Annotated in this window: 14 protein-coding genes, 1 tRNA gene and 1 pseudogene; 9 read left to right on the top strand and 7 right to left on the bottom strand. The window is 68.4% G+C overall.

The features are described from left to right. The first annotated feature begins 5 nt into the window (after positions 1 to 5). The 3 genes and pseudogenes from OQF71_RS14590 (at position 6) to OQF71_RS00070 (ending at position 1,372) form a co-directional block, all read left to right on the top strand. Positions 6 to 310: pseudogene (locus OQF71_RS14590) on the top strand (putative quinol monooxygenase). 238 nt (positions 311 to 548) lie between these two features. Then, on the top strand, positions 549 to 893 hold the full coding sequence (locus OQF71_RS00075) for a hypothetical protein (protein WP_280584955.1): 345 nt from the start codon (positions 549 to 551) through the stop codon (positions 891 to 893). A 353-nt stretch (positions 894 to 1,246) separates the two neighbouring features. Beyond that, positions 1,247 to 1,372 (top strand): hypothetical protein, encoded by a 126-nt coding sequence (locus OQF71_RS00070; RefSeq protein ID WP_280584954.1) that lies wholly within the window; start codon positions 1,247 to 1,249, stop codon positions 1,370 to 1,372. A gap of 131 nt (positions 1,373 to 1,503) precedes the next feature. Here the strand turns inward: OQF71_RS00070 and OQF71_RS00065 are convergent, their stop codons facing one another. Next, positions 1,504 to 2,604 (bottom strand): HAMP domain-containing sensor histidine kinase, encoded by a 1,101-nt coding sequence (locus tag OQF71_RS00065; RefSeq protein WP_280585037.1) that lies wholly within the window; start codon positions 2,602 to 2,604, stop codon positions 1,504 to 1,506. A gap of 122 nt (positions 2,605 to 2,726) precedes the next feature. Between OQF71_RS00065 and OQF71_RS00060 the strand changes: the two genes are divergently transcribed. Together OQF71_RS00060 and OQF71_RS00055 are read left to right on the top strand one after the other, a co-directional pair. Then, a complete protein-coding gene (locus OQF71_RS00060; protein WP_280584953.1) occupies positions 2,727 to 3,410 on the top strand; it encodes a haloacid dehalogenase type II in 684 nt (227 codons plus the stop codon). Between the two features lie 6 nt (positions 3,411 to 3,416). Next, the gene (locus OQF71_RS00055) at positions 3,417 to 4,226 is read left to right on the top strand and encodes an SDR family oxidoreductase (RefSeq protein WP_280584952.1); all 810 of its coding nucleotides are present in this window, start codon (positions 3,417 to 3,419) and stop codon (positions 4,224 to 4,226) included. Between the two features lie 57 nt (positions 4,227 to 4,283). Here OQF71_RS00055 and OQF71_RS00050 read toward each other — a convergent pair whose 3' ends face one another. Further along, positions 4,284 to 5,366 carry a hemolysin family protein gene (locus OQF71_RS00050; RefSeq protein WP_280584949.1) on the bottom strand — a complete coding sequence of 361 codons (1,083 nt, stop codon included), beginning with the start codon at positions 5,364 to 5,366 and terminating at the stop codon, positions 4,284 to 4,286. Between the two features lie 152 nt (positions 5,367 to 5,518). On the opposite strand from OQF71_RS00050, the gene OQF71_RS00045 reads away from it, so the two are divergent. Then, a complete protein-coding gene (locus OQF71_RS00045; RefSeq protein ID WP_280584947.1) occupies positions 5,519 to 6,448 on the top strand; it encodes a hypothetical protein in 930 nt (309 codons plus the stop codon). Between the two features lie 118 nt (positions 6,449 to 6,566). On the opposite strand, the gene OQF71_RS00040 is transcribed toward OQF71_RS00045, so the two are convergent. Continuing rightward, positions 6,567 to 6,640, bottom strand: a tRNA-Val gene (locus OQF71_RS00040). Positions 6,641 to 6,701: 61 nt separating this feature from the next. Between OQF71_RS00040 and OQF71_RS00035 the strand changes: the two genes are divergently transcribed. From OQF71_RS00035 to OQF71_RS00025, 3 genes are all read left to right on the top strand, one after another. Further along, on the top strand, positions 6,702 to 7,181 hold the full coding sequence (locus OQF71_RS00035; protein ID WP_280584946.1) for a DUF192 domain-containing protein: 480 nt from the start codon (positions 6,702 to 6,704) through the stop codon (positions 7,179 to 7,181). An 81-nt stretch (positions 7,182 to 7,262) separates the two neighbouring features. Further along, a complete protein-coding gene (locus OQF71_RS00030; RefSeq protein WP_280584945.1) occupies positions 7,263 to 7,673 on the top strand; it encodes an SHOCT domain-containing protein in 411 nt (136 codons plus the stop codon). Positions 7,674 to 7,827: 154 nt separating this feature from the next. Continuing rightward, the gene (locus tag OQF71_RS00025) at positions 7,828 to 8,508 is read left to right on the top strand and encodes a DUF4013 domain-containing protein (RefSeq protein WP_280584943.1); all 681 of its coding nucleotides are present in this window, start codon (positions 7,828 to 7,830) and stop codon (positions 8,506 to 8,508) included. A gap of 49 nt (positions 8,509 to 8,557) precedes the next feature. Here OQF71_RS00025 and ugpC read toward each other — a convergent pair whose 3' ends face one another. From ugpC to OQF71_RS00005, 4 genes are all read right to left on the bottom strand, one after another. After that, positions 8,558 to 9,703 (bottom strand): sn-glycerol-3-phosphate ABC transporter ATP-binding protein UgpC, encoded by a 1,146-nt coding sequence (ugpC, locus tag OQF71_RS00020; RefSeq protein WP_280584941.1) that lies wholly within the window; start codon positions 9,701 to 9,703, stop codon positions 8,558 to 8,560. 96 nt (positions 9,704 to 9,799) lie between these two features. Further along, entirely contained in the window at positions 9,800 to 10,747 is a 948-nt protein-coding gene (locus OQF71_RS00015; protein WP_280584939.1) for a carbohydrate ABC transporter permease, read from the bottom strand. After that, complete coding sequence (locus OQF71_RS00010) at positions 10,744 to 11,784, bottom strand: sugar ABC transporter permease (RefSeq protein WP_280584937.1); 1,041 nt, start codon at positions 11,782 to 11,784, stop codon at positions 10,744 to 10,746. The genes OQF71_RS00015 and OQF71_RS00010 overlap by 4 nt, the downstream gene beginning before the upstream one ends. Before the next feature lie 31 nt (positions 11,785 to 11,815). Beyond that, entirely contained in the window at positions 11,816 to 13,030 is a 1,215-nt protein-coding gene (locus tag OQF71_RS00005; protein WP_280585036.1) for an ABC transporter substrate-binding protein, read from the bottom strand. Between the last annotated feature and the right edge of the window lie 40 nt (positions 13,031 to 13,070).

Below are 13,070 nucleotides of genomic sequence, written 5' to 3'. Positions count from 1 at the left end.
ATGGCATGATCGCGGTACACGCCGTCTCTCCGCTCCGTCCCGAGGAGCGCGACGAGTCGCTCGATCTGATCGGTGACCTCGCCGAGAAGTCCCGCGCCGAGCCGGGCGTGATCGACTACCGGCCGGCGACGGACGTGGACGATCCGAACGTGGTTCGGTGCTTCGAACAGTAGAGGACGAGGCCGCGTTCGAGGCGCATTCGGAGACGGATCACTTCCGGAAGTTCGAGGCGGCGCTGCCCGACCTGCTCGCCGGCGAACCGGAAGTCACCCGGTTCGAGGTCGACTCGGCGGCCGAGACGGATCTCTGAGGCGGGCGTAGCCGGTTTCTGGGTGCCGAACCGAGTTACAGCGGTAGCGAGGCGAAAGCCCACCCGTTCACGGGTGGGATGAAGCCGACAACTGGGAATCTATTCACTGCCGTGACTCACGTCCAGCCGTAGAGAACCGATCTGCTTGGAACGTGTCAAAAATCGTGTGAGAGCCACAGAAGCTGTCGTCAGCAACTGCATTCGGGGGTTTTTGGTCTCATGGGTAGCACACCAGTCCATGACAGAAGAGATCTCACTCGATGGTCGGACGCTTGTCGGCGTTGCAAACACCGATGCCGGGGAAGTGAGTGGAGATACTCGCTTCGAGTTCGAGCAGGAGGGCGAACGGATTCACGCACACTACACAGGCGGAAACATCGTCGACGGGCATCTCGTCGGAACGTTCGATGGTAACGAATGGGACATCAGGTATTCCCAGATCAACTCGGAGAATGAAACTGCGAGTGGTCACTCCGTGGGCACCGTCGAACTACTTGACGACGGGCGCGTGCGTATCGAAGACGAGTGGGAATGGGAATCACAGGATGGCAGCGGCGAGTCAGTGCTTGAAGAGATCGTCTGAAGCAAGCCTCTACCCGGGCCGATACGCGCAGTGTGCCCTGTTAAATCCGCGGAGTACGAATGGACAGAGCGACGCTATCCCGCTGCCGTCTGCGGATTCAACAGAGCAGTCTACGATAATGAATTATGGTTTATTGAAAAGAGAGGGGGAAGACGAGCGGAGAACACCGACGGAGGCGACGGCCCCACCGAGAAGACGTCGACAGTTTTCGGTGGTCGACAGACGAGGTGAGTAGTTCGCACACTGTCATTTCAACGATCACGAATGCCCTAGTACACTTTCCTGTCTGCAGACCGATCCCTCAATGATCGCACAGAAGACTCTCCCCTGTGTGTGAATCGTTCCCACTCGCGATGTCGAACGACGACCCTACGACGACCGAGGAATCGCCGATCGGCACGCGGACCCGGATCCCGCCGACCGAAACGGCCGAGGAGTCCGACGCGGCGCCGATCGCGACCGAGACGCGGGCGCCGTGACGGCGATCCGCCCGCCCGGTGCCGCCACAACGATCCGGCCGTCCGGCGCCGCCACAACGATCCGGCCGTCCGGCGCCGCCACGATTTTTCGGTCGCCCGAGACTTACCGCAGAGCGCTCGCCGGCGTTCGGTCACTCCGCATTGTCGACGCCGGTAACCTCGAAGCGGGCGCCGCCGCCGGCGCTCTCGGTGACGCGGACGTCCCAGCCGTGTGCGGCGGCGACCTCGCGGACGATGTTGAGGCCGAAGCCGGTGCCCTCGTTATCGGTCGTGTACCCCTCCTCGAAGACGCGGTCGCGTTCCGTCTCGGGGACTCCCGGCCCGTCGTCGGCCACGTAGAATCCGGTCGGAAGGCCGGTGTCGGCGCGCGTCGCGGTGTACATCGGAATCACGGCGCCGACGGTGACGTCGTCGCCGCCGTGGGCGACCGCGTTGCCGATCAGGTTCTCGAGGAGCTGTTTCAGTCGGCTCGGGTCGGCCAGCACGCGCCGGTCGCTCTCGACGACCAGCGTCGCGTCGCCGGTGGCGACGGTCGCCCAGCACTCCTCGACGGTGTCGCGGAGCCCGACCGACTCCAACTCTCGCGGTTTCTCTCCCTGCTTCGCGAGGGTGAGCAGGTCGGCGATCAGTTCGAGGGTGCGGTCCACCGCGGTCGCCGCCACGTCGAGGTGCTCGCCCTCGGGGTCGTCCCGAGCCAGCGCCAGCCGTCCCTGTGCGACGTTGAGCGGGCTCTTGAGGTCGTGTGACACACCGCTCACGAAGCGGTCGAGCCGCTCGCGCTGGCGGTCCGCCTCGGTCGCGGCGCGGCGCGACTCGACCGCGTTGGCGATCCGGTTCGCGAGCAGCCGGGACGCCGGGACGCCATCGGAGATCCGAACGACGTCGGTGACGCCCGCCGCGAGCGCCTCGGCGACGACCGCCGACGGATCCGCGACTCGGTCGACGCCGACGACGAGGAGGCGCGGGAGCGCCTCCCGACCCTCGACCTCGTCGACGAGAAAGCCGAGGCCGTCGCCGTCCGCGAAGTCGGCCGCGACGACGACGCAGTCGAACCGATCGGACGAATGCAGCGTCGCCGCGGCGTCGCGGTCCCGGACGGTCTCGACGGTGAACCGGTCGTCGCGGCGTTCGAGCGACCGCGCCGTGGGCGTCGCCGCGACCGTGTCGCCGGCGCCGTCGCCCGCGTCGGCGGACGCGAGGAGGACGTGGATCGGGTTCTCGGATGGCTCCATCGGAGGCACGTTGCCGGACGGAGAGCCCAACCGGTGATAAGTATTCGTGAGGGACGAGGGGACGCCGCCCGCCGCGAGCGACCACGTGGAGTAATGACGGCGGCGACCGAACGACGACGCGAATGTCGTTCGATCCCGAGCACGTCCGGACGGTGACGTTCGACTCGTACAGTACCCTCGTCGACGTCGAGGCGGCCGAGGCCGCGCTGGCCGACCGCGTCCCCGACCCCGAGCCGGTGTCGCGGCTCTGGCGGTCGCGATCGCTGGCGTACACGTTCGTCGCGAACGCGATCGACGCCTACCAGCCGTTCTACGAGATGAACCGCGACGCGCTGACGTACGCCTTGGCGGCCCACGGCGCCGACCTCCCGACCGCCGAACGCGACGAGATCCTCGCGGTGTACCACGAGCTGGAGGTGTTCGACGACGTCCGGTCCGGGATCGAGCGCCTCCGCGACGGCGGCTACGAGACGTACGTGCTCTCCAACGGGAACCCCGAGATGCTCGACTCGATGGTCGAACACGCCGACATCGGCGACCTCGTCGCGGATACGATCAGCGCCGACGAGGTGGAGACGTTCAAGCCGGCCGCGGAGCTGTACCGCCACGGCGCCGCCCGGACGGGGACCCCGATCGACGAGGTCGTCCACGTCACCGCCGGCTGGTTCGACGTGATGGGCGCCGCGCACGCCGGGATGCAGGCGGTCCGCGTCGATCGGAAGGGGGCCCCGTGGGAGCCGTTCGACGGCGACCCGGACGACACGATCGAGTCGATCCACGACCTGGCGGACGCGCTGGGGGTCTGATCCGCGATGCCCGAGAGCGATGCGGCCGCGGGCGGAGCGGGCGGCTCCCCGGCCGACGCCCTCCCCGACCTCTCGGGGCGCGTCGCCGTCGTCACCGGCGGTGGTCGCGGGATCGGGCGGGCGATCGCGCTCGGGCTGGCGGCGGCCGGCGCGACGGTCGTTCCGGCGGCGCGGACGGCGGCCGAGGTCGAGTCGGTCGCCGAGGCGGCTCGGGGGCTGGGCGTCGACGCGCGGGGAATCGTCGCGGACGTGACGGACGACGGCGACGTCTCGGCGCTCGTCGAGGAGACCGTCAAGCGCTTCGGCTCGCTCGACGTGCTCGTCAACAACGCGGGGTTCAACCCCGACGGCGCGCTCGGCGACCCCGGAGGCATCGAGCCCGAGGCGGTCGACGACGTGCTCGACGTGAACCTCCGGGGGGCGTTCCGGACGCTCCGGGCGGCCGGCCCACATTTAAAAGACGCGGGGGGAAGCGTCGTCAACGTCGCCAGCGTCGCGGGAGAGGTCGGTCTCCCGAGGCAACACCCGTACGTCGCCTCGAAACACGGCCTCGTCGGGCTCACGAAGAGCGCGGCGATCGACTGGGCTCCCGAGGTGCGAGTGAACGCGGTCGCGCCGGGCTACGTCGCGACCGATCTCACGGAGACCCTGCAGGAAAACGAGCGACTGCGTCGGTCGATCCTCGACCGGACCCCGCTGGGCCGCTTCGCCGACCCCACGGAGATCGCCGGGCCGGTGGCATTCCTCGCCAGCGACGCGGCGAGCTTCGTCACCGGCGAGACGCTCGCGGCCGACGGCGGCTGGACCGCGCGGTGAGCGCGGGAAACGCTCGCGACGCCCCGAGCCTCACGCCTCCGACGGCTAAGCGGAATCTCACGCCGACTTCGGCCGGTCGTCGAGCGCGATGTCGAGGGGGTCTTCGATCTCGCCGACGACCGCCTCCAGCGCGTCCGTCGCCGTGATCAGTCCGACGACGCGCCCGTCGTCGACGACGAGCGCGAGCTCTTGGCTGGCGTCCTGAAACCGGTCGACGGCCTCGCTGATGTGCACCCCGGGGTCGAGCGTCATCGGCGGGGCGGCCAGATCCTCGAACGCGGCCGCGCCCTCGCGGAGCGCGTCGATCCGCTCGACGACGGACGGGACGTAGACGATCCCGAGGAAGCCGTCCGGATCGGCGAGGTCGTCGTCGACCAGCGGGAACCGCGTGTGCGGGCTGCCGCCGATCCGGTCGAGGTTCTCCGCCACGCCCGCCGTCGTCGAGAGGAAGACGACCTCCTCGCGGGGCGTCATGACCTTATCGACCGTGATCTCGCCGATCGTGAGGGCGTTGAGGACCTCCTCGCGTCGTTCGACGGTGAGGTCGCTGCGGGAGAGGAGCGAGCCGAGCCGGTTCCGTAGCTCCGCGCGCGACTCGACGCGGTCGGTCTCCGTCTCGAGCCACGCCCCCGTCATCTCGACGCCGAAGCGGCGGAGCGTCCACTTGGCGACCGCGTCGCCGACGACGATGACCGGGTACAGCAGCTTCGCGAACCAGTAGAGCGGCGTCGCGCCGTACCGGGCGACGAACTTCGTGCGCTCGACGCCGAGGTACGTCGGGGTCTGCTCGCCGTGCGTGAGGTGGAGCAGGTTGATGATCACGAAGCCGACGACCGCGCCGACGCCGACCGACGCGAGCGCCGTGTTCGCGAACAGCGGCTCGATCAGCGACGCGAGCGCCGGCTCCGCGACGATCCCGACCGCGATGCTCGTCGCCGAGATACCGACCTGACAGCTCGTGAGGTAGATCTCCAGATTCTGCGTCATCTCCCACGCGCGCCGGAGCCCGGGCGCGTCGAACGCCGACTTCGGGTACTGCCGGACGCGAGTCAGGGCGAACTCGATGGCGACGAAGAACCCGTTCGCCAGGATGAGCAGGGCCCCGGCCGTCAGGCGGAGGGAGACTTCGATCCCGTTCATACGAGAGCGTTGGCTCCGTGGGGACCAAATAGGTGACCACGATGCCCGCCGATCGGAGCGGAGACGTCCGCCGTGGAAATCGCCCGCTCGTCGCGTGCGAGAGGGCGGAGATATACGCCCGATATATCACGGTGGAGCGACGACCTGTCGCTATGGCGTGCCCTCCACGCGACAGCACTCGCCGACGAGCGCTGCGGGCGATCGGCGGCGTCGGCGTCGCCGCGCTCTCGGGGTGTCTCTCGCCGACCTCCCGGTCGGACCGCTGTCCGGGCTCGGACGAGGGGACCCTCGACCTGGACGACGCGACCGCGACCGGCGTCTCCAACGAGTTCAGCAGCCCGCTCGACGCGCTGCCGCACGCGACGCGGGTCACCGTCGCGGACGCGCTGGAAACCGAGCCCGGCGAAGCGACGGCCCGCGGGTACTACCGCCCCGATCCACGGTCGGAGTTCGTCGTCACGGGGCCCGAACCGCGCTACTACCGTCTCGAGACGACCGACCACGACCGCGTTCGGACGACCGGCTACGAGTACGCGGTCGAGATCGATGCCGACTATCCCGTGTTCTTCGACCGCGAGGCGGTCCGCTCGTTCGCGGAGCTACCCGCTCACGACCGCGAGTCGCTCCGCGGCGCGATCGGGAACGCGGGACTCATTCACGCGCCGCATTACACGTCGTTCTCGGTCGTGTTCGCGTACGAGGAGGTCGGAGCACGGGACCGGTCCGCGTTTATCCCGGGAACGGACACGCGGTATCTGGAATGGGACGGGGTACCGCTCCGATTGACCTTCGAGGAGCGACGAACGGTCGCGATCGCGAGCACGACCGTCGCCGCCGAACTCGTCGCGACCTCACCGAGCGAGTTCAGAGAATACGTCGGCGAGCGACGCGGCGTCGTTCTCGACTCGCTTCCGACCGACCAACGGGAGATCGTGGAGCGGGCGATCGACGGGACGTACGCCGAGTGTGAACCGTATTCGGAGCCGTTCAGTGACCTCCGAAAGCGGCTCTCGACCGGCGGCGACGAGGCCGCGCCGCTCGTCCGGTACGGCGGCGACTGGTACTTCGGCCATCTGGGCTGACGGCGGGAAATGGGCTCGGGGGGGTTCGAACCTCACTCACTCCGTTCGCTTCGCTCGCTCCGTTCCCTGCTTCGAACCCGCTCCATACCTGCGGCTCACTGTTCGTTCGCCGCAGGTATGGGCTCGGGCGGGTTCGAACCGCCGATCTCAGCCTTGTAAAGGCCGCGTCATAACCAGCTAGACCACGAGCCCTCACCCGCTTGAACCCGCCCGGAGCGGAAAACGGTTTCTTTCTCCGGCGCGACGATCGCCCGTGAACCGTCGTCTCGTCGCGGTCGCCGCCGGCCTCGCGCTGCTCGTCCTCGTCGCCGTCGCGGTCGCCGCGACGAACCCGGCCCTCCTGATCGCCGGCTACGAGACGACGACCGTCGAGGCCGTCGACGGCGACACCGACGAGTCGCTCGCGACGGTGAAGGCCCGCGTCGCCGACGGGTTCGTGAAGCGGTACGTCGGGCTCTCCGCGACCGAGGAACTCAACGAGGGCGAGGGGATGCTGTTCGTCCACGCGGACGCCGGCGAGCGCGCCTACGTGATGCGGGACATGGCGTTCGCGCTCGACATCGTCTTCGTCGCCCCGAACGGGACGGTCACGACGGTCCACGAGGCGGAGGTGGAGTCGCCTCCGTACACGCGCCACCGCGGCAGCGGGCGGTACGTCCTCGAAGTGCCGCAGGGATGGAGCGAGCGCAACGGCGTCGAGCCGGGCGACCGGATCGTCGTCGATCTCGGATGAAGGCCCGAGCGCGCGGCGGCCGAGAGCCCCCGGCCGCCCCGCGACGAAACCGATTTCCCCCTCGCAGGCGTCGAGCCGAGCATGACCGGGCTCCCCGCACGGATCGCGTGGAACCTCCGCCACCGCTGGCGGCGGGTGTTCGCGCTCCTCGTTCTCGGCGGCGGCGTCGCCGCCCCGCTCGTCACCGGGCTCTGGTGGACCCTCCCGCTGGTCTGGTTCTTCGGGCTGTTCGTCGCCCTCCCCGTGCTCCACACGCTGACGCGACCTCTCCCGGACCGAGACGGCGGTGGCGAGAGCTCTGACGCCGACCCCGCGCTCGACGCCCTCCGTGAGCGCTACGCGCGCGGCGAGATCGACGAGCGGGAGTTCGAGCGGAAGCTCGACCGCCTGCTGGAGACCGAGGACGCCGAGACCGTCGACCGGGCCGGCGACGACGTCGCCGACCGGGTCCGCGAGGGGGTCCGGCGCGAAGTCGAACGGCTCCGAGAGTGACCGACCGGCGTCTCCCGCGGCGGGCGCGACCGACACCGGACCGCGAGCCGGCGCCGACGCGATCGGACGCGTCGATATCGACGGCCGGCCGGTCGGGACGCGGCGCCGACGAGCGACAGAGATGCGCCGCCGTCGAGCGGACGGAGGGCGAGTGATGTTCCTCGATGCCCTCCGGTACCCGTTCGCCGATCGAGCGCGGCGGAACGGTACGGCGAAGTGCCTCGCGGCGCTGCTGCTCGGCGGCGCGTTGCTCCGAACGGCGGCGGGGCTCTGGCCGGACTGGGCTCTGCTGGCCCCTCTCCTGCTCGCCGTCGGCCCGCTCGTCGCGTTTCTCGGCCTCGTCGGCGGCGTCCTCGCGGGCGAGGGGTTCGGGCCCGTCGCGTCGGCTGCCACGACGCGGCTCGCCGCCCGCCTGCTCGGCGTCGGCGCCGTTTACCTCTCGCCCGCGGTCGTCACCGTCGTCGCCGTTAGCTACGTCGTGGCGAGGGGGACGGCCCCGGGCGCGTTGGGCGGCGTGACGCTCGCGACGCTCGCGACCGTCGCGCTGCTCGTCACGGTCGTCTGTGCGTACCTCTTCCCGTCGGCGGCTGCCGCGAGCGTACGGGAGGGGCTCCGCGCCGGACTCCGGCGAGACGCCCTCCGCGGGACGGCCTCGAGTTCGTACTTCCTCGCGTGGGTGGGCGCGACCGTCCTCGTCGTCGTCGCGTGGACCGCGCTCGCGGCGACGGCCGCGAGAAGCGTGGCGGCGCTCCTCGCGCTCGCGTGGGGCGCCTACGCCCACGTCGCCGCCGCGGCCCTGCTCGCGGAGGGCGTCGACCGGACGCGGTACTGGTGAGCGGCAAGAAGAGAGGAGACGAGACGGACCGGCGACGACGAGCGGGGATTTAGAGGTCGATCTGCTCGGCCGCGTCCGCCATCGACCGGTTGTGGAGCGCCTCGCCCGTGGCTCGGTCGAAGAGGTGGATCGCGTCCTCCGGAATCCGCGCGGTCACCGCGTCGCCCTCGCTGACGCGATTGAACCCGTCGATCGTCGCGACGAGCGTCGCCGCGGTCTCGGGGTCCGCGTCGGGGTCGAAGTGGAGGTACACCGTGTTCTCGTCGCCCATCGGCTCGACGACGTCGACGGTCGTCTCGAACTCGTGGGCGCCCCCGCCGTCGACGAGCTCCACCGCCTCGGGACGGATCCCGAGGACGAGGTCGGTCACGCCGCCGAGGTCCGACCGGGTCTCCTCGTCGATCGGGTACTCGAAGGGCTCGCCGACGAGGCGATCGCCGTCGAGCGTCACGTCGAAGAAGTTCATCGACGGCTCGCCGAGGAAGCTCGCGACGAACCGGTTGGCCGGCTCGTGGTAGCACTCCAGCGGCGTCGCGATCTGCTGGAGTTCGCCGCCGTCGAGGATGGCGATCCGGTCGCCCATCGTCATCGCCTCGGTCTGATCGTGGGTGACGTACACCGTCGTCACGCCGAGCTCGTTCTGGAGCCGCTGGAGTTCGGTGCGCATCTCCGCACGGAGCTTCGCGTCGAGGTTGCTGAGCGGCTCGTCCATCAGGAACACCTCGGGGTCACGGACAATGGCCCGGCCGAGCGCGACGCGCTGCTGCTGGCCGCCGGAGAGGTCGCTCGGCTTCCGATCGAGCAGGTCCGAGATACCGAGCATCTCGCCCGTCTCGGACACCATCCGGTTGATCTCGTCGTCCGGGAGGTCCGTCGACTCCTCGAGGCCGAACGACATGTTCTGTCGGACGCTCATGTGCGGGTAGAGCGCGTACGACTGGAACACCATCGCGATGTCCCGGTCCTGGGATTTCACGTCGTTGACGACGCGGTCGTCGATGCTGAGCGTGCCGGCGGTGATCGTCTCGAGGCCGGCGATCATCCGGAGCGTCGTGGACTTCCCGCAGCCGGACGGACCGACGACGACGAGGAACTCGCCGTCGTCGATCGACAGCGAAACATCGTCGACCGCGACGATCTCCTCGTCGCCGTCCTGGAACGTCTTCGTTATCGAGTCGAGTTCAAGCGTTGCCATATCTTTGAGTTGTGGTCGGTGTCGAGTGGTCGTTTGTGCGCCGCGCCGAATCTCCTGCCGAACGGTCTCCGCCGCCGGCCGGGGCGGGCGTGCGGGTCACGCCGCCACCCCCTCGGCGAACTCCTCGCCGAAGAAGATGTACACCGCCAGCGTCGGCAGCGCCGCGAAGAACGCTCCGGCCATCCGGAGCGCGAAGTCCTGCCCCTCCATCGAGGTCCCGAGGCCCGCCAGGATCAACACGACGGGCGCCGCGGGGCTCGACTCCGTGGAGACGATCACCAGCGTGAAGAGGAGGTCGTTCCAGATCTGAGTGAACTGATAGATGAGCACGACGGCGAACATCGGTCCCGAGAGCGGGAGGACGATCCGGCGGTACACCCGCCGGAGCGTCGCCCCGTCGAGACGGGCCGACTCGATCATCTCGTCGCTCATCGTCTTGTAGTACGTCCGGAACAGGAGCGTACAGATGGGGATCCCGTAGGCGACGTGGGTGATCACCAGTTCGATGATACCGACGTAGTCGTCGTTGATCCCGAGCGCCCAGACGAACGACAACACCTCGGTGAGCTGGGCCCACTGCGACCAGAACTGGGTCAGCGGGACCAGCACGGCCTGGTACGGGATGAAGATCCCGGCGATGATGAGCATGAGCACCAACGCCTTGTACGATTTCTTCCAGGTCGGAATCGTCAGGCCGTACGCCGTGATGCTCCCGACGAACGCCGATATCACCGTCGCGGGCACGGCGTACAGCAGGCTGTTCCCCATGCCGCGCAACAGGACGTCGATCGCCGTCCGCCACTTCTCGAACGTGAGCCCGGACGGGCCGGGCGGGGCGAACGGTGCCGTTTCGATGATCGCGGTGCCGGTCTTGAACGACGTCACCAGCCCGGATTCGATCGGGACGAGGTAAAAGGCGGCCGCGAGGGTCAAAACGACGTACAGGCCGACGTCTTCGACCGTCAGCCGGTCGATCTTCCGGCGAAGCCGCGCCGTCGTCGTCGCCGTTGCGCCGCCGTCGGTCCGAGGTTCTGTGTCGCTCATAAGTTGTCCCTCCGGTACTCGTACACGAGGTAGGGGCCGATGACGCTGAGCGCCATCCCGAACAGGACGATGGCGATCGCCGACCCGTATGCCCAGTTGAGATTTGCGTACGCCTCGCGCACCATCTTCGTCGCTAGGATGTCGGCGCCGTTCGGCGGTCGGTACCCCCCCACCAGCGAGTAGAGGAAGTCGAACGCCTTCATTCCGAACACCATTAGCACGACCGCGGCGCTGATCGTCGCACCCTTCAGCTGGGGAATGATCACGCGCCAGTACATCTTCAGCGTCGACGCGCCGTCGACCTTGGCCGCCTCGTAGTGTTCGGTCGGGATCGCGCGGAGGCCGGCGAGGTACACGACCATCGCGTACCCCGAGAACTGCCACATCAACGCGAAGATGATCGCGTAGAGGACGATGTCCTGATTACCGAGCCAGCTCACCGGTCCGAGCCCGACGGTTCCGATGAGGCTGTTGGCGATCCCGTTGTTGTAGTTGTAGATCCACAGCCAGAACTGGGCCGTCACGACGAACGAGAGGCTCATCGGCAGGAGGTAGATCGTCCGGAACGTGTTCTCGAACCGGATTCCCCTGTCGATCAGGATGGCCAGCACGAGACCGACCGCGAGCGTCCCGGCGGTGAACGCGATCAGCAGGATGAGTGTGTTGATCGCGGCGTCGATGAAACCGGAGTCCGCGAGCGCCCGGGTGTACATCTCGAAGTCGAGGTTCGAGTAGTCAGGCGCGTTCTCGAAGCGCTCGTAGTCAGTCAGCGAGATCAGCAGGTTCCAGATGACCGCACCGTAAACGAACAGTCCCATCAACAGGAACGGCGGGAGCCAGAAGACGGACGACTCCATGAAGTCGCTCCCGAAGCGACGGTCCAGCGCCGACTTAATACGAGTCACCAGGTCCCGCTCCGGTTCGGCCGCGGACCCGGCGGCGCCGTCGCTTACGACGCCGCCGTCGGCACGGACCTCGGCGTCGCCTGGGCGGGCCTCGTCGTCGTCCCCCGAGGAGGGCCTGATCGTCCGGTACAATCGACGATAAAAATCGAGCATCGCGTGGAGCTCAGTTCGACACCGCGTCCAAGAAGCCCTCGGTCGCCGCGTCGACGTTGTACGGGCCGGTGAACTCCGAGGAGATAACCTCGTTGAGCGCCGTCCGCGTCTCCGAGGTGACGCCGAGACCGTGCTGGAGGTTCGGCGGCCGGTACTCCGCGTTGGCGAAGTCCTCGGCCGTCTCCTGAAGGAACGGACCGAACTCGTCCATGCTCACGTCGGTTCGGGTCGGGATCGATCCCTTGAACTGGTTGAACGCGACCTGGGCCTCCTCGCTGCCGACGAACGCTTCCCAGGTCTTCGAGGCCTCGGGAGTCGGGTTGTCGGACGGGTAGAGGAACGAGTCGAAGTGGAGCGTGTACATCCCTTCGGTGCCGGGGAACGTCTTGAAGCCCCAGTCGTCCTCGTACTCGAAGTCCTCGGCGTTCCGGAACGCGCCGGCCGCCCAGTTGCCTTGGTGGATGAAGGCGGCGTTACCGTTGATGATCTTCTGGTTCGACTCCGTCAGGCCGATCGAGGCCGCGTCGTCGCTGATGTAGTTCTCCAGCATCTCCGCGGTCCGCTCGAAGGCCGAGCGCACGGCCGCCTCGTCGCCGTCGCCCGCGATGAAGTCCATGTACGGCTGATAGCCGTTCTCGCCGAGCATCACGGCGGCCCACAGCTGCGTCGTCGTCCAGGTGCCGGACATCGCGTGGGTCATCGGGGTCGCGTCGGTCTCGCTGGCGACCGTGTCGAACGCGTCGATGAGCGCCGAGGGGCTGTTCAGCGAGTCGACGTCGATCCCCGCGTCCTCGACGACGGAGACGTTGTAGAAGAGGCAGTTCAGACGGTGGGAGCCGAGGGGGACGGCGCGGTAGCTGCCGCCCTGCTGGTGGAGGTCGATCGCTTCGTCGACCATCGCGTCCTCGAAGCCGTTCTCCTCCCAGACGTCGTCAACGCTGCCGAGGACGCCCTCGTAGCGGAGGAGATTCGGGCCGGGCCAGTTGGCGAACGCTCCCGGCGGATCGCTGCTCTGGAGCCGGTTCGCGACGACGGCGTCGAGGTTCTCGTTACCGCCGCCGCCGATGGGGTTCATCTCGAGGCCGACGTCGGGGTTGGCCTCGTTGAACGCCTCCTCTAGCGCCTCGGCCGCCGCGGCGCCGTCGCCGCCGGTCCAGCCGTGGAGCACTTCGACGGGGTCGCCGGAGCCGCCGTCGCTGCCGTCGCTGTGGTTGCTGTTGTTGATTCTTTTGCTGACGTCGAAGACGACGCTGCCATCGCAGCAG

Origin of the sequence: Halorubrum sp. Boch-26 (genome assembly GCF_029889805.1) — an archaeon.
GTDB lineage: Archaea > Halobacteriota > Halobacteria > Halobacteriales > Haloferacaceae > Halorubrum.
The sequence above is the reverse complement of the archived record's forward strand: the minus strand, read 5'-3'. Positions and strand labels throughout refer to the sequence as shown.

What these genes read in the sequence shown, in the direction of transcription:
- OQF71_RS00075 (WP_280584955.1), top strand. Translation starts at nt 549, where the DNA reads ATGACAGAAGAGATCTCACTCGATGGTCGGACGCTTGTCGGCGTTGCA.
- OQF71_RS00070 (WP_280584954.1), top strand. Translation starts at nt 1,247, where the DNA reads ATGTCGAACGACGACCCTACGACGACCGAGGAATCGCCGATCGGCACG.
- OQF71_RS00065 (WP_280585037.1), bottom strand. Translation starts at nt 2,604, where the DNA reads ATGGAGCCATCCGAGAACCCGATCCACGTCCTCCTCGCGTCCGCCGAC.
- OQF71_RS00060 (WP_280584953.1), top strand. Translation starts at nt 2,727, where the DNA reads ATGTCGTTCGATCCCGAGCACGTCCGGACGGTGACGTTCGACTCGTAC.
- OQF71_RS00055 (WP_280584952.1), top strand. Translation starts at nt 3,417, where the DNA reads ATGCCCGAGAGCGATGCGGCCGCGGGCGGAGCGGGCGGCTCCCCGGCC.
- OQF71_RS00050 (WP_280584949.1), bottom strand. Translation starts at nt 5,366, where the DNA reads ATGAACGGGATCGAAGTCTCCCTCCGCCTGACGGCCGGGGCCCTGCTC.
- OQF71_RS00045 (WP_280584947.1), top strand. Translation starts at nt 5,519, where the DNA reads ATGGCGTGCCCTCCACGCGACAGCACTCGCCGACGAGCGCTGCGGGCG.
- OQF71_RS00030 (WP_280584945.1), top strand. Translation starts at nt 7,263, where the DNA reads ATGACCGGGCTCCCCGCACGGATCGCGTGGAACCTCCGCCACCGCTGG.
- OQF71_RS00025 (WP_280584943.1), top strand. Translation starts at nt 7,828, where the DNA reads ATGTTCCTCGATGCCCTCCGGTACCCGTTCGCCGATCGAGCGCGGCGG.
- ugpC (WP_280584941.1), bottom strand. Translation starts at nt 9,703, where the DNA reads ATGGCAACGCTTGAACTCGACTCGATAACGAAGACGTTCCAGGACGGC.
- OQF71_RS00015 (WP_280584939.1), bottom strand. Translation starts at nt 10,747, where the DNA reads ATGAGCGACACAGAACCTCGGACCGACGGCGGCGCAACGGCGACGACG.